This window comes from Paenibacillus qinlingensis, from assembly GCF_031455095.1.
In the GTDB taxonomy this organism is placed as follows: Bacteria; Bacillota; Bacilli; order Paenibacillales; family NBRC-103111; genus Paenibacillus_E; species Paenibacillus_E qinlingensis_A.
The window spans coordinates 224,686-248,349 of sequence record NZ_JAVDSB010000006.1; the positions used below are offsets into that span (position 1 = coordinate 224,686).

The window sequence follows — 23,664 nt, forward strand, 5'->3', positions numbered from 1 at the left end:
TGTAAGAGGAGGCTATAACAGTGGAAAAGGTACGTTGGGGAATTATCGGGTGTGGGGATGTGACCGAGGTCAAAAGCGGTCCCGCCTTGCAGAAGGCAGAAGGCTCTGAGCTAGTCGCGGTTATGCGCCGCAATGGGGCACTGGCTGAAGACTATGCCAAGCGTCATGGTGTTGCAAAATGGTACGATGACGCCGCGGCGTTAGTGAATGATCCCGATGTGAATGCGGTCTATGTCGCAACGCCGCCAGGATTCCATCATGAGTACACGCTGCTCGCGGCACAAGCAGGGAAACCTGTCTACGTGGAAAAACCCATGGCCAGGAATCACGCAGAGTGTCAGGAGATGATTGCCGCCTGTGAAGCAGCCGGCGTGCCGTTATTCGTAGCCTATTATCGCAGAGGGCTCCCGAAATTTGTAGAAATCAAGCGTTTGATCGATAGTGGCGTGATTGGTGATGTCCGTTTTGTCCAATCGTCGTACTTGCAACCAACGAGAGATTATCAAGAGGGACTAGAACCATGGCGCATTCAGCCTGAGCTGTCAGGCGGAGGCCTCTTCGTGGATTTGGCGAGCCATGCGCTGGATATTCTTGATTATGTGTTGGGTCCGATCGGAGAGGTGAAGGGCTTCGCAAGTAATCAAACGGGCAAACATAAGGTCGAAGATATCGTGACGACAAGCTATGCCTTCGAATCCGGTGTGATGGGGACTGGGGTATGGAGCTTCAATAGCTACAAACATCTAGATTTGAATGAGATTGTCGGCAGCCTCGGGAAATTGTCATTCTCTACGTTCAGTGGCGATCTGCGCATTGAAACCGCAGACGGTGCGGTCCAAGAACTGACGATACCCAATCCGCCACATGTTCAACAGCCACTGATTCAGATGATCGTTGATGATCTTAGAGGCATCGGGCAAAGTCCTAGTACAGGTCGTACAGGAGCACGTACGAATCGTGTGATGGACGAGTTGCTGCGTGATTTCTACCGCAGCTAAGAAATAACGAAAACCCCAGTACGATGTGATAAGCACACATCGTACTGGGGTTTTTTATTAGGCTTTCGGGTTCGGCGTTGCCACGATAGGAGCCGGTGCAGACGCTGAAGGATTGTCTGGTGCTATGGAGCGCTTGCGAATGAACAAGCTTAGCGGCAGAGCGACTAGGACAATGAATGTCGCAAGCAAGTAGACATCGTTGACACTCATTGTAAAGGCATGCGTACCAATTTGAACCTTATCCGTCAACCCGCCAGCCGCTAATTCCTTGCTGTGTGCTGCGGTTTGAGAGGATAACACGGATGTGAATAAGGCAATAGCAAAGGATCCGAATACGTTACGAACCCAGTTATTAATGGAAGTGGCATGACCCGAAAGAGTCCGCGGAATTTGCTCCATGCCCGCATTACTTGCAGGCATCGTAGCGAAGGCAATCCCGACGTTCCGAACGATCATCCAGAACACGATGTAGCCGCGCGAGACGTCTGTACTCAACCAACTTAATGTGAGTGTACCAACAGCAATTAAGGAAATTCCGATAAAAATAAGAATGCGTGGCCCGACACTGCTATATAACTTACCTACGAGAGGCATGCAGAGCGCCATTACTAAGGAAGCAGGCAATAAGATTAATCCTGTATCCAGTGGAGTAACGTGTTGAATGTTTTGCAAGAAAATTGGCGTCAGGAAAGTACCTGAGTACAAGCTTATCGTAACAATACTTGAAATAATCAGTGATAATGTGTAACGCGAGTTCTTCAGTACTCGTATGTTCAATAGAGGTGAATCCACTTTAAGTTCTCGCCAGATAAATAGAAGAAGGACTAGGAAGCCTGTTACAAACAGCCCAATGACACGACCTGATGCCCATCCCCAAGCATGCCCTTGTGAGAAACCAACTAACAAGGAAAGACTGCTGACAACGACAGTGAGTAAGCCGATGAGATCGAATCGTTTGGGAACTGAAAGTCGATAATAAGGGATCAATTTGAAAACGAGAAAAATAGCGACAACGCCGACAGGTACGTTCATAAGGAACAACCAGTGCCAGCTCCAATTTTGCAGCAACCAGCCGCTCAATGTTGGCCCAATAGCAGGCGCCATCATGGCAGAAAGGGACCAAAGGGAAATCGCAATTGGCTGCTTATCGCGCGGGATAACCTGATAAACAATGGTCATCGTAGCCGGCATAATCAGACCGCTGAAAGCCCCTTGAATAATACGGAATGCAATCAGTGATGAAGCATCCCAGGCCAGCGCACATAAAAGTGAAAATACAGTAAAACCTATCAGCGCGATGGCGTATAAACGTTTGTAGCTAAATTTTTCCCCGAAATAACCTGTAATCGGAGCAATCGTACCGCTTGCGAGCATAAATCCGGTAATCGTCCATTGGATTTTGCTCAAATCTGTATGGAAATGCTCACTAAGAATCGGTATAGCGATATTAATTGTGCTCATACTTAGAATCGACACGAACGATCCGAAGAAGATAGCAATCATGATTGGCCAGAACCGCACTTGCTGTAACTCATCCTTACTCAAAATAATGCCTCCACTCTATCATTGATCTTACCGATAGTATTCTCTATAATTTGAATGAAAATCATCATACTACCGAACTGTTTATATGTCAATAATGACATAAAGGAGGAACGCCAATGAATACCCTTTCATACGGATTACTAAGCCTTTTAACCAAAAACTCCCGCTCAGGGTATGAGCTTATGCAACATATACAACCTTTTTGGTCAGCTAAACATAGCCAGATCTATCCTCTTTTGGCACAACTAGAGCAGAAAGGGCACGTCGCTTTCGTGCATGTTCCTCAATCTGATAAGCCTGATAAGAAGGTGTACTCCATTACGGAACAAGGAAAGGATGCTTTGCGTGAGTGGATTGCTATGCCTACGGATGAACCTGTGACGAGGGATGAGCTTGCTCTGAAGGTGTATTGCATCGGTCTCGTGGATAAAGAGCAGGCGAGTAAGATGCTCGCGGTGCGTGAAGTGTATTATAAGAAGAAAAAAGAGCGATTCAACCTTCTTATGGATAAGATCCAACAAGAAAGTACGAAACCGCTCGAGCAATTAGAAATTGAAGATGATAGTTTTGGCAAGTATGTACTGGTGCATAAAGCCACGATGAAGGTAGAGACAGATTTATTGTGGTGTGAGTGGATGAGGGAGAAACTTAAGTGAAGACAAAAGGCTAACCGCCGATTTCTTGAATCACCGTTTGGATTTTCTGAAGACGGATGTATTCGGATTTCTCCAGTTGAGGTCGGAAATAGGCATAGAGGTAGGCAGCATCCTCAAAAGTCAACGCAGGGTAACAGACAACCTCTTGCACGACAAGTGGATTATCCATGATGACTTGCCATTCACCGGCTCTGTCTGCGAGGGGGATATTTGCGAAAATATGTTTCTTGGCAGCTATGGTACATTCAAGTTCTGGCCATACCTTCTCCCAGGAGGGACTGAAATCAACAGGTTCCGGAAAAAGACGTTTTGCTTTCGCGACCGACTGCTCAACCACTTCCATTTCGATGTCTCCCGCGGATTTGACCGCTTCCGTGAGCGTGTCGAGTAACCGCCTAAAGCCTGCAAACCCTTCAGAGAGCACCTCGCGTTGATACAGGACCTCCGCTTCCGCGGTAGTCAGCTTGTTGAAATCCGCCAATGTGTTATTTGTCATATAGGCCACAACCCCCTAGACTGTTCCTTACCCCAAATTTATCATAAATTATTTTTCAAATAAAGCCCTTTCATTTATAAAAAATTCAAAATGGTTTAAATTCAGTTTATATTATGCGCTTATGCTTACTTCTATTAAGGCAAGCAGCAAAAGAGCGAATGGCATATGAGCAGTGAGTAAAAGAATCTAAAGTGAGTCAAGCGTAGACAACGTATATAGATGTAAAATTAAAGCTTAAGAAGTGAGGATGAATGAATCATGGCACCCATTATGATCGTAGATGATGACCCGTATATTCGTGAGCTTGTCCGTGTTTTCATGCTGAACGAAGGCTTCGATGTCGTTGAGGCCGCGGATGGCGTCGAAGCACTTAAGAAGCTGCAAACCGTCCAGGTCGATATGGTGATTCTCGACGTGATGATGCCGCATATGGACGGTTGGGAGGTATGCAAGGAGCTTCGAGAGCATTATGATTTGCCAATACTCATGCTGACGGCCAAGGGTGAAACCGCCCAGAAGGTCAAAGGCTTCGAGTTGGGTGCAGACGATTACCTGACCAAACCCTTCGAACCGCTTGAGCTTGCGATGCGGGTGAGGGCCCTGCTCAAGCGATACAGAATCGCTTCCTCGCAAACGATTCAAGCTGGCGATTTAAGCATGAATCGCAAAACCTACGAAGCTACCGTTGGTGCAGAGAGCATCACGCTGCCGCTCAAGGAATTCGAACTGCTCTATAAGCTTGCAAGCTATCCAGGCAAAACCTTCTCACGCGACCAGTTGATCGAGCAGATCTGGGGGTTTGACTACGAAGGAAACGAGCGTACAGTCGATGTGCATATTAATCGGCTGCGTGAGCGATTCCCGGAGGAGCGGCACGCGTTTCGCATCGCTACGATTCGAGGCCTAGGCTATCGCTTGGAGGTGCTGAAGTGAATAATCAGCACAGGGCAGAGAGAAGAGAGTGGAGAGAAAGACAGAAGCGACGACGGAAGAACCATAAGAATCAGTCTATTCTCCAGCGAATTGGAGGCTTCTTTTTTGGCTTAGGGATCTTTATTCTCATTATCGTATATTGGTTAGCTACCTTCTATGGCATGGAGCATCTCTACACACATATAGAGAAACGCCCTGCGGAAGTCATTGTGCAGTTGATCAACTGCATTGGAGGCATGTTCCTCTGGGGAGTGACCATGGCCATTTTAGGTCAATTTTTACGAAAGCATCAGTTGATTTTCTTTCAAAGTTTGAATCAAGCGATACGCAGCATGTCGAGAGGGGATTTCAATGTGTCCGTAGATGATAACCCGCGGAATGGTCCCTTCGTGGAGTTAGCGGAGTCCATCAATCAAATGGCGAGCGATCTCGGGCAAATAGAGAAAATGAGGCAGGAGTTTATATCGAACGTCTCCCATGAGATCCAGTCGCCTCTAACATCCATTAGCGGATTCTCCCGCGCATTGCAGAATGATCAGCTATCGCCTGAGGAGCGTAAACATTATTTGACGATCATTGAAACCGAAAGTGTACGCCTATCCAAGCTCAGCGAAAGCCTGTTGAAGCTGACCTCCCTGGAGTCACAGCATCACCCTTTTGAACCGAGGAGCTATCGTTTGGATAAACAGTTGCGGAATCATATTCTCGCTTGTGAGCCGCAGTGGGTAGATAAAGATATTGAAATGGATATCGAGCTGGATCCTGTAAACCTTGAGGCCGATGAGGATTTGCTTAGTCAGGTTTGGATCAATCTCATCCACAATGCGGTTAAATTTGTGCCTGTTGGCGGAACGATTCGTGTCCGAGTGGTTAGCAATGGGGAAGAGGCGGTAACGCGAATTTCGAATAATGGACCGTGGATTCCTGAAGAGGATCAGACGCATATTTTTGAACGGTTTTACAAAGCAGATAAGTCTAGGAATCGAATGGCTGGCGGCAATGGGCTTGGCTTGTCGATTGCGAAGAAAATTGTAGAGATGCATCACGGAACGATTGCAGTGGAAAGCGGGGAGGAGGCAATGACATCCTTCATCGTTCGATTACCCATTGTGCAGAAGGAGCAGTTAACGAGTAAATAACTTCATCTGAACGCAAATAGAGGCCCCCGCTTATCGATGATAACCGGAGGTCTCTATGAGTCATTTTGACTATTCAATTGTTCTTCCACACACTCCATTCCCCGAAAAGTCGCAGATCAGTTGCTGTATTCCATACGTTCGCATCAAAGTTAAAGTGTCCTTTCTACAGTGTATATCTTCCCAGTTACGCTACTCACGACAAGTCCCTCACTATAGTTCCTTTCTTCAAATGATGACCTGCCTGATCTGATTTCCCGCATGCTGATTGAACGAGTGGGACGTTCTTCCTTCACGTGGCTCCTGTCGTTTAGAGCGGAAGTGAATAGCATGCTTCGCTAACATGGTCCAATGGACTATCCCCTCTCGTAGTTGATTTGTCAGGCTCTTCGTTGATATGGCACCTACTGGTGCGGGTTGTCCTCCCTATCTGCCTTGAATTCATAATAGCCCATTATTAAAATATTGTAAATATTCAGATTATTCAAATATTGGCGTTAATATGTCTATTTTTTATCGTTTTCTTGTAAATGCTTACGTATGCGTGGAATTGCTTTAACGGCTTGTTTGCGTTCAAATTCTTTGAATCGAGTACCTTGAAATGTTAAATTCCCCGTGTCACCTTCGACCATATAACCAAATTGCTGACGTCCTATCCATAGTTCCATTCTACTCAAGTCATCGAACTCAAAAGTAACGTAGTAGGAGGTGTTCGAGCCTATATGTCCGTTGCTTCCAGAGAATTGTATCCGTTTGGCGACAACTCTGCAGACTCGATCTTGAATGGGCGCGTTGTTATTGGATGTCCAGGTCGATAACGATTTCATAATAATAGTTAGAAAGATGCCAACAACGAAAAGAAGGATGATGATGAAGGCAATAAGAACAAGAGTGCTTAAAGCTCCTTCATTAAATCCAATCAACACATGTAAGCACTCCTTTGTAGAATGTGATATAGAAGTTCGCCTAGTTTAGAGGAAAAGTTTGACAAAACGGTAGCCGGTTTCATGGAAACCGATAGGAGGTTGGGCGGATCGAGGTTTGTCGGTAGACTCTACGTCTGTCAACCACATCATCCCCGAGCAATTATGATCCGTTGTCAGCTGTTGAGCGTATGTCTTTAATTGCTCCATCGGTGCTTGGTTACTATCGGGATCCTGCTTAAAGGAAATAACTGAGATTTCACTAAAGGTAAGATGCTCTGCATCCTGATCTCTGCGGATTCGGAAGCTTAATGTGCCGAGAATCCGGTTCTCCTCTTCATAGACATAGAGCAGTTCATCTGGATTATCTCGCAAATTATGCAGCCTATTTTCAATATGTAAAGGAGAAATTACCTTACCAGTGAGATGAGAAACGAGTGAACTGATCGCTGATGTATCCTGAGGTGTTGCTTCACGAATGATTGAGGCCATGGGTATCCTTCTTTCTAAAAACAAGTTATGCTGTTAATTGTACCATATTTTGGAACATTAGATCTTTATTTATGAAAAAAATGTCAGAACTTTACCCTATTGGGTAGAATATGTTTTCGTTGATCAAAAAGACCTCTGGAGCTATCTGCTCCAGAGGTCTAATTCGTCATATTCGCGATACCGGATAGGAAGTATCTCCTACGTCGGGCTCGTCATCAATCTAATTAAGGCGCGTAGACGGCAAGATTGGTATATTCAGCTATCAGGGGTGTCATCTGGCGGAAGCCAATGCGACCCTCTCCTAAAATTGGTCCATAGGTTGTACCTGGATCTTCCCAAACGAAAACGGGTAGGTCGTTGATCGTAAATGTCACGCGTGGACCTTGCTTAAGGACGGTGATTCGATACGGACCAACGGCATCGGCTACATCAGGGATAGGGTCGGCCCCCTGCATGACAAGATGGAAGCCGTAGCTTTTTCTTAAATTGCAGGTGTGAAACGCCCGCTCTGACGCATAACGTCTGCGGAAGTAAGAGACATGGAGCGCATTCATTTTCCCGTGATGGTATTGATCATATTCACCAGTACGGGTTGGGAGACTAGGATCAAATAGGTCGTAACCTTCCATTCCCTCAGCGGCAAAAAATAAGATGGCAAGTCCCGGCTCTCGAATCGGCCAAAACTCCCATGTGATAGCTACATCGGCAGGAAATATTTCTGGACACCAATAGACGATGTTCGCTTTATAATCGTCCTCCAGGCCGCGTGTGGCTTCCAATCGCATTCTACCCATAGGGAAGGAGACTGCTCCATCTCCTTCCATTCGAAAGCTTTCCACCTCCTGCGGTGAGGAGAGCGGATTCTGATAAATGCATTTCCACCCTGTTGGAATCATGTCAGCCTCCAAGTTTCCGGCAAGAGCAACTTGCCTAGTGCCCTTAAGCCTGGGCAAGAATGGTGTTTAACGTTGTGCGATCGCTGGCTTGCACTAACTTGATCAGCAGTTCCTTCGCCGCAGCGTAATCATCTACATGAAGAATTGAAGCGGACGTATGAATATAGCGTGCACATACCCCGATCACAGCGGATGGAATCCCGCTGCCTTGCACGTGGACTTGCCCCGCGTCTGTTCCGCCTTGCGAGATAAAGTACTGATACGGGATCTTATGCGTCTCTGCCATATCCAGAATGAACTCAACCATCCCACGGTGGGTAATCATCGTGGGATCGAAAATCCGCAGCAGCGCTCCGCGCCCCAGCTGCCCGAAAGCCTGGCGGTCGCCGGTCATATCCCCGGCGGCACTTGCATCGAGCGCGTAGAACAGATCCGGCTGAATCATATGAGCAGCCGTCCTTCCACCGCGCACGCCGACCTCTTCCTGTACGGTAGCACCCGCGTACAGGATGTTCGGGAGCTTCGGCCCGCCGTGAAGCTCCTTCAAGAGCTCAATCGCGAGGCCGACGCCGTAGCGATTGTCCCATGCTTTGGCCATAATCCGCTTCGGGTTGGCCATGGGCGTGAACGGGCAGATCGGCACGATCTGCTGCCCGAGCTTGATGCCGATGGCGATGGCATCGGCCCGATTTTCCGCGCCGATGTCAATGTACATCGTCTTGATGTCTGCGGGCTTGCTGCGCGCAGCTTCGTCCAGCAAGTGCACGGGCACGGAGCCGATCACACCGATGATCGGTCCGTTCGCCGTCATGATCTGCACGCGCTGCGCGGGCAGCACTTGACTAAACCAGCCGCCGAGCGGCTGGAACTTGACCGTGCCGTGCTCAGTGATGCCGGTCACGAGGAAGCCGACCTCGTCGAAGTGGCCCGCCACCATGATGCGCGGTCCTGTCTCGTCGCCGCGTACAACCCCGAAGAGGCTGCCGAGCGCGTCCTGCACGAACTCATCGGTATATTTGGCTAACTCGCCGCGTACAAATGCACGAATCTCTCGCTCAAAGCCAGGTGCGGCTTGCATTTCGGTTAACGTTTTAAAAAGTGCTAAAGTTTCAGTGTTCATTAGGTAACCTCACTCACATATATGGACTGTAGGACAAATATGAGAACTATTTTACCACATAAGGAAGATAAAGTTTTCGATACCCGAAAAATGTCACTTTACAAAACTAATGATATTAGTTATTATACTAATATAAGTAGTTAAGAGGAGGCGTTGAATATGAAAATAACGCAAAACGGACATTTGTACCAATTGGCTTTTATGCCGAGGTTTTTTCCAGTGAATTGTTACTTGGTGGAGGAAGAATCCGAATTAACCTTGATTGATGCTGCTTTACCATTCAGTGTGAAAGGTATTCTGCAGGCGGCAAAGCAAATAGGAAAGCCGATTACACGTATCGTTCTAACACATGCGCATGGGGATCATATTGGAGCCCTAGACGGTTTGAAAAAAGAATTACCGCACGCAAAGGTTTACATCTCCAGAAGGGATGCAAAGCTGTTGGCAGGCAACGTGGAGCTGGAAGCAGATGAGCCTCAAACGCCGATAAAAGGCGGCATTCCGAAAGGAATTCAGACGAAACCTGATGTGCTCTTGGCCGATGGGGATCGGATAGGTTCGTTGCAAGCCTACGCTGCACCTGGGCATACGCCGGGGTCGATGGCATTCCTTGATGTGCGGAGCCGGGCGTTGATCGCGGGAGATGCTTTCCAAGTACGAGGCGGTGTAGCTGTATCGGGTGTGGTGAAGTGGAAGTTCCCATTCCCAGCGATAGCGACTTGGAGCAAGGAAGCTTCCTTAGCGAGTACGCGCAGATTGAGACAATTAGCACCAACCTTGCTGGCAGTCGGTCATGGACGAATGATTGAACAACCGGCAGCAGTGATAGATGCAGCACTAGAAGAAGCATCAGCGAAATTCCCAGGCGCATCAGCGACTATTTAGCATAGAGGGGCACACGATAAGATGGCGATTCGACAAGGATTAGATGCAGAAACGGTTTTGCAAGCGGCAATAGAACTGGCAGATCAGCAAGGAATTGAGCAGCTTTCGCTTGCTGCACTGGCGACTAAACTAACGATCAAAACACCTTCCCTTTACAACCATATCAAGGGATTGCCTGATCTGCGAAAGCAGCTCTCTAAGCGAGGACTTCTCCTGGTGAAGGAAGCGATGATCGAAGCTGTGATTGGTAAAGCAGAGGATGAAGCCTTGTTGGCTGCGGGTGTAGCGTATGTGGATTTCGCTCGGAAGCAGCCAGGTCTGTACGAGGCGATCTCATTGCTGCCTGATTATGAAGATCCCGAGCTGAAAGAGGTCGGAGCTGGGGTTGTGAGCTTCCTGTTGCGCATCCTTGCGCCGTACGGACTCAGTGAGGAAGATGCGCTGCATGTGGTGCGCGGGTTTCGGAGTATGGTGCACGGATTCGCCTCCCTCGAGCATCGGAATGGCTTCCGCATGGGGCTGGATCGGGATGAGAGCTTGCGTCGGTTGTTGCAGACGTATCTACGAGGGCTGCGGGCTGACGTGGCGCGTGGGAAGTAGCGAGATGCGTTTGGGAATAAAGGTGAGTTGAACTAGAAGAACAGCAAGCAGGCCTAGGAGGCCAACGAAATGGAAAAAATACAGCTAATTTAGGTGTATCTCATCAAATTGGACGATTAGATGGAAAAAGCACAGCTATTATAGCCTGGTTTGGTGATATGGAGACTTTTGAGGGAAAATACCTACAGGAAATCCAGTTATTCTCGTTTTCTGGACAAAATCAGCAAAATTAGCCACCTAAAATCCAGTTAAATTTGTTGAGGAGCGTCGCAGGCTGTTGTGGGGGGAGAAGTAGCTAGTTTTGACGATAAAAGCTCTTTGTGAAGAGTAGTTAGAGTAGCTAATATTAGCTTTTACAGTAAGCAATTGCTTACGAGCAAGGGTCAGTGAAAGTCTAAGCGTGAGTGGGTCCTGATGGATGACTGCTTGCGTTTTTTTTGCGTGTAAGGGCTTGGGTGCAAGAGGGGGAGGCAAACTATGGCCGCGTTACTCCCCCACAATTAGCAGACGCCGGGCTTTTCTACGCCTGCAGCGGCTTCTCACACGCCTCCACCGGCAGACCGGAATCAACAAGTCCCGTGTCAATTGCGCGCCATAAATAGAGGGATGCGAAGCTGCGATAAGGCGCCCATCCTTCGGCGGCGACACCTAAGTAATTTTTATCCTGGCGCTCAGGGAGTACATGCAGCCAGCGGGCAGCACGCTGAAGACCAGCATCGCCGAGGGATAAAATGTCGGGCCGGCCTAAAGTGAAGAGAAGGAACATTTCAGCGGTCCAGACGCCGATTCCTTTGACACTTGTTAGCTGTTTCAGAAGTTCTGCGTTATCTACATCTTGTAGCTGATCCAGCATGACTTCACCGCTCAGAACCTTGGTGCTTAGGTCGCGAATGTAGCGGATCTTGGGATAAGAGACCCCGCATTGGCGGATGGCTTCCTCATCTGTAGCTAGAACATCCTCTGGCGTAATGGCGGGAATGATCGCTTTAACTCTGGTTTTGATTGTTAAGGCAGCTTTGGCTGAGAGTTGCTGGGAAATAATCGACATGACGAGAGATTCATAGGGACGAAAGCTAGGTGTAAGTGTGAGTTCACCGATGAGTTCGATCAATCTAGCCAATTTTGGGTCAGCTTGAGATAAAGCGAGGATGGCAGGGTGCTGGTTATGAAGTTGAATGGTTGTCGTAGGCACAGTGGGCTGGTGAATAACAATTCCTCCTCAGAAAAATCATTTCCTAACGGCGACACCTTTTCTTTAAAACTTCAAGCGGGAAGAGCTGAGTTGGTTGGCTTATCCAAATTCACTCTCTTTGAGTATAATAGAAGAAAGAATGAAAGCCAAAGGGGCCGGAGCGGGAATGACAGATGAGAAACGCATAGTGTCGAGAAGGAACGTGGGAATTTTTGCGCACGTTGATGCGGGAAAGACCACTACTACAGAGCATTTGCTATATCTAAGCGGGCGCATTCGCGCGCTAGGCAGTGTAGATAGCGGGACGGCACAGACGGATTCTATGGAGGTGGAGCGTGAACGGGGGATTTCGGTTCGCAGCGCAACGACAAGTCTAGTGTGGCAAAATACGTGGATTAATCTGGTCGATACGCCAGGTCATGTCGATTTCTTGTCGGAGGTGGAACGCTCCTTACGTGTAATGGACGGAGCGATTCTGATTATCTCCGCCGTGGAGGGCGTGCAGTCGCAGACGGAAATGATATGGCATGCGCTGCAATCGCTTAAAATCCCAACGCTGCTATATATGAATAAATTGGACCGCGTCGGGGCTAACCCCGAACGGGTCCTACAAGAGATTCATAAGCAGCTTACGGGGATGGCGGTGCCGATCTATGCACCGCTCGGCCTTGAAGACACGTTCCGCGGCGCGCGGAACGTATTAGAAGATGCGCCGCCCGCAGCCGGCGCTGGAACAACTGGATTCGACCTCGCAGCCGCGGTCGAAAAGCTCTCCGAGCTCGATGAGCCCCTGCTCACGAGCTACATCGAAGGTGCGCCTATCACGGCGCACGAGGTCAAGAGCACCCTGCAGCGATACGCGCGGCAGGGCGAAGCTTTTCCTTTGCTGGTCGGGGCCTCCAGCAAAGCCATCGGCATCGAGGAGCTGCTAGCAGCGATCCTCGATTACTTGCCTGAGCCGCGCGGCGATGCAGAGCAGCCGCTGTCGGCAGTGGTCTTCAAGGTCGAGCGCGACAAGACGATGGGGCGCATGGCGTACGTCCGCCTCTACGAGGGGACGATCCGTAACCGGGACACCATCGTCAATGCCACGCAAGGCGTGGAGGAGAAGGTGACCCAGATTCGCCGCATCGACGGGCGCAAAGCCGAGGATCTCGGTGTTGTCGCGGCTGGGGACATCGCGGCCGTCTGCGGCTTGGCGCAAGTGCGGATCGGCGATGTGCTCGGCCGGCCGGACAGCGTGCCGCCTGCGCCGCGCATGGCGGTGCCGCTGCTGACCGTGCAGGTGCACGCCGAGAGCGACGCGCAGTACCCGGCACTCGTCGCCGCTCTGCAAGAGCTCACGGACGAAGATCCACTGCTTGATCTGCAATGGCTGCAGGACGAGCGGGAGCTGCACGTCAAGGTCATGGGCGCGATCCAACTCGAGATTCTGACGAGTCTCTTAAGCTCGCGCTTCGGTCTCCAAGTAAGGTTCGACCACCCTTCCGTCATCTATAAAGAAACGCCTTCGCAAGCAGGTGAAGGCTTCATTGCTTATACGATGCCTAAGCCATGCTGGGCAATCTTACGGTTTCATATCGAGCCAGGTGCGCCGGGCAGCGGGCTCGCGTACGGGTCTCAGGTACGCGGCGAGCAGCTGCTCGTGCAGTACCAGAATGAGGTGGCGCGCCGCGTACCGGAGGCGCTGCAGCAGGGGCTGCTCGGTTGGGAAGTCACAGATGTAAAGGTGACTCTTCTTGAGGGTGAGCACCACGTGTGGCACACCCATCCGCTCGATTTTGCCGTCGCAACGCCTATGGGCATCATGCAAGGACTCGCCCAGACGGGAACCACTCTGCTGGAGCCAATGCTGCAAGTGCGGATCACCGTACCCGAAGAGTTCGGCGGCAAGGTGCTCAGCGATCTGGTGCAGATGCGGGCGACCTTCGATGCACCTAGCATAGCGGGGGGACGATTCGTCCTAGAAGGGCGGCTCCCAGTGGCAACGTCGCTCGAATATCCCGTGAAGCTAAGCGCCATGTCAGGCGGGCGTGGCGTAATTACGTCCTCTTTTGCTGGCTATCAGCCAAGCCCTCCCGATGTTCATGCCGAACGTAAGCGACGCGGCGTCAATCCGCTGGATCAGTCGAAGTATATTTTAGCCGTGCGGAAAGCGTTATCGATGTAAGCGCGTTGGATTGCCGAGAGCTGCCATTGACATGGCATCCCCTGTTTCAGTAAAATACAGGTAAGTTAATAACACGTGACGGAGAACAGGAGACTCACTTGGATTGCCCTTTGAATAGAGAAGGCAAATCTTGGCGAGTCTTTTTGCCGTGTTCGTCCTGTTTAGATACGTTCAGATAGGTTCAGGAAATTGAGGTGAAGCGCATGTCATTACAGGATCAATGTATTTTGCCAGCCATTCGTAAAATGAAGGATTTAGAGAAGCTCATGAAGTCGTCATACACGTATATCGTGCTGCTGGACAGTCATATTGGGCAGCTCAAAAGCATTGTCGACCTGGGCCGAGCGCACGGAAAAAAGCTGCTGCTTCATGCGGATCTCATCGAGGGATTGAAAAACGACGAGTTCGCCGCTGAGTTTTTGTGCCAAAGCATTCGCCCTGCGGGAATTATTTCCACGCGTGGCAATGTGATCACCAAGACAAGGCAGAATGGCTTGCTCGCGATTCAACGCCTTTTTTTACTAGATAGCTCGGCACTGGATAAAAGCTACACGCTGCTTGAACGCTCACAGCCGGATTACATCGAGGTCATGCCTGGTGTCATTCCTCACATTATCAAAGAGGTGAAGGACCGTTCTGGTATTCCAATTTTTGCAGGCGGCTTGATTCGTTCTGTCGATGATGTGGAGCAGGCGCTTGCGGCGGGTGCCACGGCTGTGACAACCTCAAACCATGAGCTATGGCAGCATTATGAACATACGAAAGGTGGCTCTTCCAAACGATGACAACAACGGGATCTAAGCCTTCTTATATGCTTTCCCTCGATCAGGGGACGACGAGTTCTAGAGCCATTTTATTTGATAAAAAAGGGAGCATCATCCACACCGCGCAGCAGGAGTTTAAGCAGTATTTTCCGAAGCCAGGCTGGGTGGAGCATGATGCGAACGAAATTTGGCTGTCGATTCAAAGTGTGATCGCGACCCTGCTGTCAGAGTCCGGGGTGCAGTCCACGGAAATTGCGGGAATTGGCATCACGAACCAACGGGAGACGGCGGTTGTGTGGGATCGGCATACGGGCATGCCGGTGTATCATGCGATTGTCTGGCAGTCGCGGCAGACGGCGGATATTTGCGAGGAGTTGAAGGATGCTGGCCTTAGCGACCTGTTCCGAGAGCGGACGGGGCTGCTGATTGATGCGTATTTTTCGGCGACCAAAATCAAATGGATCTTAGATCATGTCGAGGGTACCAGAGCTAGGGCGGAGCGCGGTGACTTGCTTTTCGGTACGATGGATACGTGGATTATTTGGAAACTGACGGGTGGCAAGGCGCATGTCACGGATTACTCGAACGCCTCGCGGACGCTCATTTATAACATTCACGAGCTGAAGTGGGACGAGGAACTAATGGGGCATTTGGACATTCCAGCAGCAATGCTGCCAGAGGTTCGTTCGTCATCTGAGGTATATGGGCATACGCAGGAGAGCCTCTTCTTTGGAGCGGCGATTCCCATTGCGGGTGCGGCAGGCGATCAGCAGGCAGCTTTGTTCGGTCAGGCGTGTTTTGAAAAAGGCATGGCCAAAAACACCTACGGCACCGGCTGCTTCATGCTGATGAACACAGGGAATCATGCGATTCCGTCGCGCAGCGGCCTTTTGACAACTATTGCATGGGGCTTGAACGGGAAGGTTGAGTATGCGCTGGAGGGCAGTATTTTCGTCGCAGGATCGGCGATTCAGTGGTTGCGGGATGGGTTGCGGATGATCAAATCGGCGAAGGATTCCGAGGATTATGCGAAAAGAGTCGTCTCCACGGAAGGCGTGTACGTGGTTCCAGCTTTTGTTGGGCTTGGGACGCCTTATTGGGACAGCGATGTTAGGGGAGCGGTCTTTGGGCTGACGCGGGGGACGTCGAAGGAACATTTTATCCGGGCAACCTTGGAGTCCCTTGCTTATCAGACGAAAGACATGCTGCAGGCGATGGAGGACGATTCAGGCATCGAGCTAACGAAGCTGCGGGTGGATGGCGGTGTCGTAAAAAACGACTTCCTCATGCAATTCCAAAGCGATATGCTGGGTGTCACGGTGGAGCGTCCAGTTATTAATGAGACGACGGCGCTTGGGGCGGCTTACTTAGCCGGTCTTGCGGTTGGTTTCTGGCAGGATCAGGCGGAAATTGCGGCGCAGTGGCAGGTAGATCGAGCCTTTGAGCAGGAAATGGCAGCGGATTTACAAGAGAAGTTGTATAGCGGATGGAAAAAGGCGGTAAATGCCGCGATCGCTTTTAAATAATGGCATACAGTGTTATACTATAACTAACAAGTTCATATTCGGTTGGAGACCAGGAGAAACCACAGCGGACCTTTACGTGCAAACGTGACAGGCTTGTTGTGGTTTTTTCTTTTTTTCATAAATGGAGGAGAGATTAGGATGACGGATCAAATGAGAACAGGACAACATACACAATTTAGCGGGTTAAAAAGAAAAGAGACGCTCGAGGCGATGGCACAGCAGCAATTCGATGTAATTGTGATTGGCGGCGGGATAACGGGTGCAGGAATTGCGCTGGATGCGCAGAGTCGCGGGCTTCGCACGGCATTGATTGAGATGCAGGACTTTGCTTCAGGGACGTCGAGTCGTTCTACGAAATTGGTGCATGGTGGACTGCGGTATTTGAAGCAGCTGGACGTGAAGGTTGTCGCGGAGGTCGGCAAAGAGCGGGCGATTGTCTATGAGAATGGGCCGCATGTGACGACCCCAGAGTGGATGCTGCTGCCTTTTTATAAGGGCGGGACGTTCGGCAAACTGTCTACCTCGCTTGGATTGCGGGTCTATGACTTCTTAGCAGGGGTTAAGCGTTCGGAACGACGCAAAATGTTTAATCCAGCGGTCACCTTGGAGCACGAGCCTTTGCTCAAGAAGAAGGATCTTAGAGGCGGCGGCTACTATGTGGAATATCGTACGGATGATGCGCGTTTAACGATTGAGGTTATGAAAAAAGCGGTGGAGCTCGGCGCGATGGCGGTAAATTACGCCAAGGTTGAGGAATTGATCGTGAAGGATGGCACGTTGGTTGGCGTGCGCGTAGTGGATCAACTGGCGGCGGCTGGCGGGCTAGATGGAATAGATGGGAAAGATACGAAAGATGTAAAAGATGTAAAAGATGTAAAAGATCAAACTGCGTCTTATGTACTGTCTGCGAGTAAAATCGTGAATGCGGCGGGGCCGTGGGTGGATACCCTTCGGGAGATGGATCGTTCGAAGCAGGGCAAAACGTTACATTTGACCAAAGGGGTGCATCTGGTTTTTGATCAGAGTCGGTTCCCGTTGGGGCAGGCGATCTATTTCGATACGCCGGACGGGCGCATGGTGTTTGCGATCCCGCGTGATGGCAAAACCTATGTCGGCACGACCGACACGAACTACAAAGGGGATATTGCGAATCCCCGTATTACTTTAGCCGATCGCGCCTACGTGCTGCGCGCCGCGAACGAGATGTTTCCATCCCTCGAGTTGACGGAGGCTGACGTCGAATCGAGCTGGACCGGACTGCGCCCGCTGATCCATCAAGAGGGCAAAGACCCTTCCGAGATTTCGCGCCGCGACGAAATCTTCGTGTCGGCATCCGGCCTCATTTCGATGGCCGGGGGCAAGCTAACCGGCTACCGCAAAATGGCGGAGTCGGTCGTGAATCAAATCGCCGCCATGCTGGTGGCGGAGGGCAATGTCTCGGCGGCGCTCCCGCCGAGCCGCACGAAGACGCTGCCGATCTCCGGCGGCGATGTGGGTGGCTCCGCGAAGCTGGCGCCGTTCTTGCGCAGCAAGGTCAGCCAAGGCCAGCGGCTGGGGCTGACTGAGTCAGAGACGATGCTGCTCGCGCAGCGATACGGGTCCAACGTGGACACCGTATTCGTGCTGCTGGAGCAGCACCGGGGTGAGGCGGCGCGGCGGGGCATGCCCGCTGCGGTGCTCGCTGCGCTCGTGTACGCGATCGAGCGCGAGATGGTCGTGAAGCCGGCGGATTTTTTTATCCGCCGTACGGGCGCCCTCTTCTTCGACATCGCGTGGGCAAGGCAGTGGAAGGCTGCGGCGACGGCCTTCCTGGCGGAGCGCTTCGGCTGGAGCGAAGCGCAGACAGCGGCTTACACCGCCGAGCTGGAGCAGCTGCTCCATGAGGCGGTTCATCCGCTGGAGGCTTAACTTAAATAAGAGTGCAAAGTCTTACGTAATAAATTACGTAAGACTTTGTGTTATATATGGAGTGTACTTGTTACTAGATGGATCATACTATAGGGTATAGAGGAGAGAAAAGAGATGGTTACGATGGCTAAACCAACGTTCACAGCGGATCAACTGGTCAGTTCCTCCGTTCCATCCAAAAAGTTTGGTGAATTACGTAAAAAGGCGAAACAACAGCCTCAATTTATTACGGAGAATGGTGCAGTGGATACTGTACTAGTTGGATATGAGTATTATGAGCAACTTTTTGAATGACTGGCCCAGCTTGAAGAACAAGAGGAAGAGCGTATTTTAAGCGAGCGTATGGACCGTTTGAACCGAAATCCGGAATCATCAAAATCATGGAAAGAAATATGCAGGGAGCCTATTGAAGGAACGATTTGATAACTTGTTCGCAAAATAACGTTATGAAAAACATCTTATTTGTTAGTTTAGAAGAGAATACGGGAGATTAACGTTATAAAATAACGTTATTTCACCCTAAATGGATAAATTTCACGCCATTTGGTCGAAATAGCGTTATTCCGTAATTCTATTTTTCCGCAGAACATGCAAATGTAGCAAATAACGTTATGGCACACTCTTATTTGAAATCACATCGACAATTTTTATAAGAATTCACTAAGTTGCATGTTTATTAAGCCTCGATTCATTAATCGACAGTCTCCGTTTTCCAGTTAATCTGCAATTTAGTGGAAATGCGTAGCATTTAACTGGCGTTTTTCTATCTAATGGTTTCCAACCGCGCGCGAATCCTGTGTGCGCGGTGTCCGACGGCGCATGGCGGCGGTCAAAGCCCCACGCAATAAAATAAGTCGTCCCACAATTCCTCTAGGAATTGTAGGACGACTTATTTGTGCATCTTAGAGGTGAGTTTCCTCTCCTACCACTCCGCCACAGTACCATCCTCTTGGCGCCAAATTGGATTTTTCCAATTGTGCCCAATGGCTGCCATCTCGCGGACTTTCTCTTCGTTAATTTCGATCCCGAGGCCGGGAGCGGTCAGATTCTTCACGAAGCCTGCTTCATACTGGAAGACAGATGGATCTTTCAGATAATCCAGCAGATCGCTGCCTTGATTATAGTGAATGCCGAGGCTTTGCTCTTGGATGAACGCATTTGGCGAGCAAATATCCAGTTGCAGACAGGACGCTAATGCGATAGGACCAAGCGGACAGTGTGGTGCAATGGCAATATCATAAGCTTCGGCCATTGCAGCAATTTTGCGAGTTTCCAAAATCCCGCCAGCATGTGAAAGATCCGGTTGAATGATATCGACGATACCTTGAGCGAGTAGTTCTTTAAAGCCCCAACGCGTGTACATACGCTCTCCTGTGGCGATGGGACATGAGGTATAGCGAGCGATTTCCTTCAGGGCCTCATTGTTTTCAGGAAGAACGGGTTCTTCTATGAACATCGGGCGATAAGGCTCGAGTTCTTTTACGATGATTTTGGCCATTGATTTATGTACACGACCATGGAAGTCGATGCCGATACCGATGTCTTTGCCAACAGCTTCACGGACAGCCGCAATGCGGGCGATAGCCTCATCTACTTTGCTAATCGAATCAATGTAATGCATTTCTTCGGTAGCGTTCATTTTGACCGCTGTGAAGCCAGCTTTAACCTGCGTCCTAGCCGCTTCACCTACGTCACTTGGGCGGTCGCCGCCAATCCAGGAGTAGACACGTGTGCGGTCACGGCAAGCTCCACCTAGTAAATCATAAACAGGGGCGTTGTAGAATTTGCCCTTAATGTCCCAGAGGGCTTGTTCGATCCCAGAAATTGCGCTGGAAAGGATTGGGCCTCCCCGATAAAACCCTCCGCGGTACAGCACTTGAAACATATCTTCGATTCGCATCGGATCCTTCCCGATGATATGGTCGCTCATTTCCATCACGGCTGCTGCGACTGTATCGGCTTTCCCCTCTACGACAGGTTCTCCCCATCCAGTGATTCCTTCATCCGTCTCGATTTTCAAAAACAACCATCTTGGCGGCACTTTAAACAATTCTAATTTCGTAATTTTCACGGAAATACGTCCTCTCCTTGTTACCTAGAATGTGCGACAGTTCATTGCAGGAACAGGCGCAATCTGAGCTGTCTGGTGTAGTTGGCAATCGCAATAAAAACATACCCTGTAGAATTTCGTGAAACGATGCCCGACTTCCTGCTATATATAACTATTGACATATCGCTCCCCTCTACATAAAATGTATTAAAATACGTAAAAATGTATAAATATACAGAGGCGGTGACGAAGTTGCAACATCTATTAACGCTGCAAGAACTCGATAAAGAGAGCTTGTACGCCATCATACTCAAAGGCATTGAGATTAAAACCAACCCTAAGGCATACTACAATCACTGCGAGCGCAAGGGGTTGCTTATGCTTTTTCAAAAATCATCAACGCGAACGGCTCTTTCCTTTCAGTCAGGAGTTCATCAGATGGGCGGTTATGCAGTGAATATGGATTGGGATTCTAGTAATTTTCGGATTTCTCCCATACAATACGAGGCCCGTTATGTGTCAAGGAACTGCGATGTCATCATGGCTAGGCTCAAGAAACATGAAGATTTACTGGAACTAGCCGCCTATTCGCAAGTGCCAGTGATTAATGGCTGTTGTGAGAAATACCACCCCTGCCAAGCGCTAGCTGACCTCATGACGATGTACGAAGTGAAAGGATCTTTTGAAGGTGTAACGTTGGCCTATGTTGGTATTCATAATAATGTGGCAAATTCCTTAGTTGCAGGTTGTATGACTTTAGGGATTAAACTGCTGCTGGTCACACCAATAGTCAATGAGGCTTCGTGGGATGTAGAACTGATGCAGCGGGCTTATCAGAGTGGGTATGTGGAGGAAATTGAAGTTCTGTCTACTGCGATGAGAAAGGCTGATTTTATCTACACAGATACGTGGGTTGATATGGAGTTTTTCGCGGATGACGATTACCAAGAAGAGAAACATAGACGGATTGATATTATGATGCCTTTTCAAATTAATAAGCGGAGCCTTGGGAAGTATGCCCCCTATATCATGCATGATATGCCGATTCATCCAGGCTTTGAAATTGCCGAAGACGTGATTGAGTCGGAGCATTCCACCATTTATCAGCAAGCGGAGAACCGGATGCATGTGCAGAAAAGTCTGCTTTTACACTTGCTAAACGTTTAACCGGAGAGGGAGGATTTCCGCGATATGACAATTACAACGCTACTAACCTTCGCCCTAGTCGCACTAGGCATGGTGTGCACGCCTGGACCTAATATGATTTATTTAATTTCACGTTCGGTCACGCAGGGGCGGCTGGCGGGGATTATTTCATTATTAGGGATTGTACTTGCCTTCCTAGTCTACATCGTGATTACGATGCTAGGGCTCTCGGCATTGTTTTTGGCGGCTCCCTTTGTGTTTGATGCCGTGAAGCTTGCCGGAGCAGCCTACTTGCTGTGGCTGGCATGGCAGGCTGTTAAGCCAGGCGCTAGGTCGGTGCTGACAGCTCGGGATCTACCTGTGGACCCACCGAAGAAGTTATTTCTGATGGGCTTCATGACGAATCTGCTCAACCCGAAAGCTGCGGTCCTGTATGTGTCGCTCCTACCTCAATTCGAGGATCCAGCTAGGGGGTCGTTACTGATGCAAAGCGTTGCGCTGGGACTCACGCAAATCTCGGTGAGCTTTTCCGTCAACCTTCTTATCGTACTGACAGCAAGTCACATCGCGAGTTGGTTCGGTACGCGGCCGCAATGGTTGAAGTTCCAGCGGTGGTTGATGGGGAGCGTGTTAACGGGGTTGGCGGTGCGCCTCGCTTTCGAGCGAAGACAGTAGGGGCTTTATGTTTATAGCGGCAGAGATTGGGTATAAAAACGATGGCATCTCCTCAAAATAAACCATGTTCGAGAATTGTTTACAGAGGAGAAGGTTTTTATGAAACGAAGGTTCCTATTAGTAACGCTGCTCGTAGCGATGGTTCTCGCTTTCACATTGACGCCAATGGGCGCACAGGCAGCTGTGAAAGAGCCTGGTTCTGCGCTTTGCATGAACCCTTCGAAGGTGAAACTCAGGGAAGATCTAAGGAGATTATGGATCGATCATGTGGGTTGGACAAGAAGCTATATCGTAAGTGCGCTTGCTGGGGTTGAGGATCAGAAGGACGTGTTGGCTAGGTTGCTAAAGAATCAGCAGGATATTGGTGATGCCATTAAGCCGTACTATGGAGACGCAGCGGGTAATAAGCTGGCTGACCTATTGCGGGAGCACATCCAATTAGCAGGCGGTGTCGTAGACGCGGCAAAAGCTGGAAATCAAGCGGATCTAGCTAAATTCAACAAGGAATGGTACCGGAATGCGGATGATCTCGCAAAGTTTCTGAGTGGGGCTAACCCAAACTGGTCACAGAAGGAACAGCAGGACATGCTCTATGGACATTTAAAACTAATTACCGAGCAAGTAACAGCAAGACTCAAAAAGGACTGGAACGCCGACATCCTGGCCTATGACAAAGGTGAAGATCATATGATCATGTATGCCGATATGTTGTCCGATGGGATTATCAAGCAGTTCCCCGACAAGTTCAAATAAGTTCGAAATCCTAAGCTGATACTGGGTGCATCCGGTGTCAGCTTGTTTTGTGCTTCATCGTGCGCGGATGGGGCCGTCGTGCTATAATCGTGCCATATGAACGAGAGGAGAGGGAAGGTCGAAGGTTGTCGGCTTTTCACGCTATATGGATATCAAAGAGCTCTTATCTTATTTAACCGAAGAGAATCTCATGCTGATTTTGGACAAGTACCGCTCATTAGGTCCACTGCCTGGACTATTACTTCCCTTTATGAAATCCTTCATTCCGCCACTTCCAACGCTGGTCATTATTAGTGTGAATGCGACAGTGTATGGACTGTGGCTTGGCTTTCTCTACTCATGGATCGGAATTGTGTGCGGTTGCTTGGTGACATTTGCGATTGTGAAAAAGGTGGCAGGCCACCCCTATCTTGTGCGCTGGTCGCAGAAGCCGAAAGTCCAAAAAAGTCTCAACTGGGCGCGGCGCCAAGCGTTCAACTATGTTTTTATCCTTAGTTTATTTCCACTGGGCCCCTTCGTGGTTATTAATATGGCGGCAGGGCTGGTACGGATGCGGTTTCGATCATTTCTCGTGGCAGTTGCTGCGGGCAAAGCGGTGATGGTCATGTCTGTAAGCTTTATTGGTTATGATTTGAAGAGGTTCGTGAACAATCCGTATGAGCTTATTTATGTGGCCTTATTCATTGCGATTTCCTTGGTCATTAGCAAAAGGGTAGAAAAGCGGTTTATGTGAGTGTGGATGATGACCCCGCTGGCAGCAAAGGACAGTCCCCTATCTGGGGATGATGCCGATGCTTAAG

The 23,664-nt window shown here is 49.6% G+C and carries 23 protein-coding genes; 15 read left to right on the forward strand and 8 right to left on the reverse strand.

Going from position 1 to position 23,664, the window contains the following annotated elements; all coding sequences use genetic code 11:
- Positions 1-14: 14 nt before the first annotated feature.
- A complete protein-coding gene (locus J2736_RS18395; RefSeq protein ID WP_310500106.1) occupies positions 15-998 on the forward strand; it encodes a Gfo/Idh/MocA family protein in 984 nt (327 codons plus the stop codon).
- Between the two features lie 57 nt (positions 999-1,055).
- Here the strand turns inward: J2736_RS18395 and J2736_RS18400 are convergent, their stop codons facing one another.
- On the reverse strand, positions 1,056-2,543 hold the full coding sequence (locus J2736_RS18400) for an MDR family MFS transporter (RefSeq protein ID WP_310500043.1): 1,488 nt from the start codon (positions 2,541-2,543) through the stop codon (positions 1,056-1,058).
- Between the two features lie 116 nt (positions 2,544-2,659).
- Between J2736_RS18400 and J2736_RS18405 the strand changes: the two genes are divergently transcribed.
- The gene (locus J2736_RS18405; RefSeq protein WP_310500044.1) at positions 2,660-3,199 is read left to right on the forward strand and encodes a PadR family transcriptional regulator; all 540 of its coding nucleotides are present in this window, start codon (positions 2,660-2,662) and stop codon (positions 3,197-3,199) included.
- 10 nt (positions 3,200-3,209) lie between these two features.
- Here the strand turns inward: J2736_RS18405 and J2736_RS18410 are convergent, their stop codons facing one another.
- On the reverse strand, positions 3,210-3,695 hold the full coding sequence (locus tag J2736_RS18410; RefSeq protein ID WP_310500045.1) for a hypothetical protein: 486 nt from the start codon (positions 3,693-3,695) through the stop codon (positions 3,210-3,212).
- A 258-nt stretch (positions 3,696-3,953) separates the two neighbouring features.
- Here J2736_RS18410 and J2736_RS18415 point away from each other — a divergent pair, with 258 nt between their 5' ends.
- Together J2736_RS18415 and J2736_RS18420 are read left to right on the forward strand one after the other, a co-directional pair.
- Complete coding sequence (locus J2736_RS18415; RefSeq protein ID WP_310500046.1) at positions 3,954-4,628, forward strand: response regulator transcription factor; 675 nt, start codon at positions 3,954-3,956, stop codon at positions 4,626-4,628.
- Positions 4,625-5,767 (forward strand): HAMP domain-containing sensor histidine kinase, encoded by a 1,143-nt coding sequence (locus J2736_RS18420; RefSeq protein ID WP_310500047.1) that lies wholly within the window; start codon positions 4,625-4,627, stop codon positions 5,765-5,767. The genes J2736_RS18415 and J2736_RS18420 overlap by 4 nt, the downstream gene beginning before the upstream one ends.
- A gap of 503 nt (positions 5,768-6,270) precedes the next feature.
- Here the strand turns inward: J2736_RS18420 and J2736_RS18425 are convergent.
- The 4 genes from J2736_RS18425 to J2736_RS18440 all read right to left on the reverse strand — a co-directional run bounded on the left by J2736_RS18425 (position 6,271) and on the right by J2736_RS18440 (position 9,195).
- Positions 6,271-6,690 (reverse strand): DUF2500 domain-containing protein, encoded by a 420-nt coding sequence (locus tag J2736_RS18425; protein WP_310500048.1) that lies wholly within the window; start codon positions 6,688-6,690, stop codon positions 6,271-6,273.
- 45 nt (positions 6,691-6,735) lie between these two features.
- Positions 6,736-7,179: a GNAT family N-acetyltransferase gene (locus J2736_RS18430; protein ID WP_310500049.1), complete on the reverse strand. Its 444-nt coding sequence runs from the start codon at positions 7,177-7,179 to the stop codon at positions 6,736-6,738.
- Between the two features lie 224 nt (positions 7,180-7,403).
- Positions 7,404-8,075: a DUF1961 family protein gene (locus J2736_RS18435; protein ID WP_310500050.1), complete on the reverse strand. Its 672-nt coding sequence runs from the start codon at positions 8,073-8,075 to the stop codon at positions 7,404-7,406.
- Positions 8,076-8,118: 43 nt separating this feature from the next.
- Positions 8,119-9,195, reverse strand: coding sequence for a M42 family metallopeptidase (locus J2736_RS18440; protein WP_310500051.1), 1,077 nt, complete (start codon positions 9,193-9,195; stop codon positions 8,119-8,121).
- A 159-nt stretch (positions 9,196-9,354) separates the two neighbouring features.
- Between J2736_RS18440 and J2736_RS18445 the strand changes: the two genes are divergently transcribed.
- Together J2736_RS18445 and J2736_RS18450 are read left to right on the forward strand one after the other, a co-directional pair.
- The gene (locus J2736_RS18445) at positions 9,355-10,080 is read left to right on the forward strand and encodes an MBL fold metallo-hydrolase (protein ID WP_310500052.1); all 726 of its coding nucleotides are present in this window, start codon (positions 9,355-9,357) and stop codon (positions 10,078-10,080) included.
- 21 nt (positions 10,081-10,101) lie between these two features.
- Complete coding sequence (locus J2736_RS18450) at positions 10,102-10,680, forward strand: TetR/AcrR family transcriptional regulator (protein WP_310500053.1); 579 nt, start codon at positions 10,102-10,104, stop codon at positions 10,678-10,680.
- 520 nt (positions 10,681-11,200) lie between these two features.
- On the opposite strand, the gene J2736_RS18455 is transcribed toward J2736_RS18450, so the two are convergent.
- Positions 11,201-11,872 carry a DNA-3-methyladenine glycosylase family protein gene (locus J2736_RS18455; RefSeq protein ID WP_310500054.1) on the reverse strand — a complete coding sequence of 224 codons (672 nt, stop codon included), beginning with the start codon at positions 11,870-11,872 and terminating at the stop codon, positions 11,201-11,203.
- A gap of 166 nt (positions 11,873-12,038) precedes the next feature.
- On the opposite strand from J2736_RS18455, the gene J2736_RS18460 reads away from it, so the two are divergent.
- From J2736_RS18460 to J2736_RS18480, 5 genes are all read left to right on the forward strand, one after another.
- Positions 12,039-14,042, forward strand: a complete 2,004-nt coding sequence (locus J2736_RS18460; protein WP_310500055.1) for a TetM/TetW/TetO/TetS family tetracycline resistance ribosomal protection protein — start codon at positions 12,039-12,041, stop codon at positions 14,040-14,042.
- 203 nt (positions 14,043-14,245) lie between these two features.
- A complete protein-coding gene (locus J2736_RS18465) occupies positions 14,246-14,827 on the forward strand; it encodes a glycerol-3-phosphate responsive antiterminator (protein WP_310500056.1) in 582 nt (193 codons plus the stop codon).
- Positions 14,824-16,332 (forward strand): glycerol kinase GlpK, encoded by a 1,509-nt coding sequence (glpK, locus tag J2736_RS18470; RefSeq protein ID WP_310500057.1) that lies wholly within the window; start codon positions 14,824-14,826, stop codon positions 16,330-16,332. Before J2736_RS18465 ends, glpK begins: the two co-directional genes overlap by 4 nt.
- A gap of 138 nt (positions 16,333-16,470) precedes the next feature.
- Entirely contained in the window at positions 16,471-18,240 is a 1,770-nt protein-coding gene (locus J2736_RS18475) for a glycerol-3-phosphate dehydrogenase/oxidase (RefSeq protein ID WP_397341031.1), read from the forward strand.
- 123 nt (positions 18,241-18,363) lie between these two features.
- The gene (locus J2736_RS18480; protein WP_310500058.1) at positions 18,364-18,534 is read left to right on the forward strand and encodes a hypothetical protein; all 171 of its coding nucleotides are present in this window, start codon (positions 18,364-18,366) and stop codon (positions 18,532-18,534) included.
- A 628-nt stretch (positions 18,535-19,162) separates the two neighbouring features.
- Here the strand turns inward: J2736_RS18480 and dgoD are convergent.
- Positions 19,163-20,311: a galactonate dehydratase gene (gene dgoD, locus J2736_RS18485; protein WP_310500059.1), complete on the reverse strand. Its 1,149-nt coding sequence runs from the start codon at positions 20,309-20,311 to the stop codon at positions 19,163-19,165.
- A gap of 231 nt (positions 20,312-20,542) precedes the next feature.
- Here dgoD and J2736_RS18490 point away from each other — a divergent pair, with 231 nt between their 5' ends.
- The 4 genes from J2736_RS18490 to J2736_RS18505 all read left to right on the forward strand — a co-directional run bounded on the left by J2736_RS18490 (position 20,543) and on the right by J2736_RS18505 (position 23,597).
- Positions 20,543-21,457, forward strand: a complete 915-nt coding sequence (locus J2736_RS18490) for an ornithine carbamoyltransferase (protein ID WP_310500060.1) — start codon at positions 20,543-20,545, stop codon at positions 21,455-21,457.
- Between the two features lie 24 nt (positions 21,458-21,481).
- Positions 21,482-22,111, forward strand: coding sequence for a LysE family translocator (locus tag J2736_RS18495; protein WP_310500061.1), 630 nt, complete (start codon positions 21,482-21,484; stop codon positions 22,109-22,111).
- Between the two features lie 99 nt (positions 22,112-22,210).
- The gene (locus tag J2736_RS18500; RefSeq protein ID WP_310500062.1) at positions 22,211-22,864 is read left to right on the forward strand and encodes a glycosyltransferase; all 654 of its coding nucleotides are present in this window, start codon (positions 22,211-22,213) and stop codon (positions 22,862-22,864) included.
- Positions 22,865-23,009: 145 nt separating this feature from the next.
- Entirely contained in the window at positions 23,010-23,597 is a 588-nt protein-coding gene (locus J2736_RS18505; RefSeq protein WP_310500063.1) for a TVP38/TMEM64 family protein, read from the forward strand.
- Positions 23,598-23,664 lie beyond the last annotated feature (67 nt).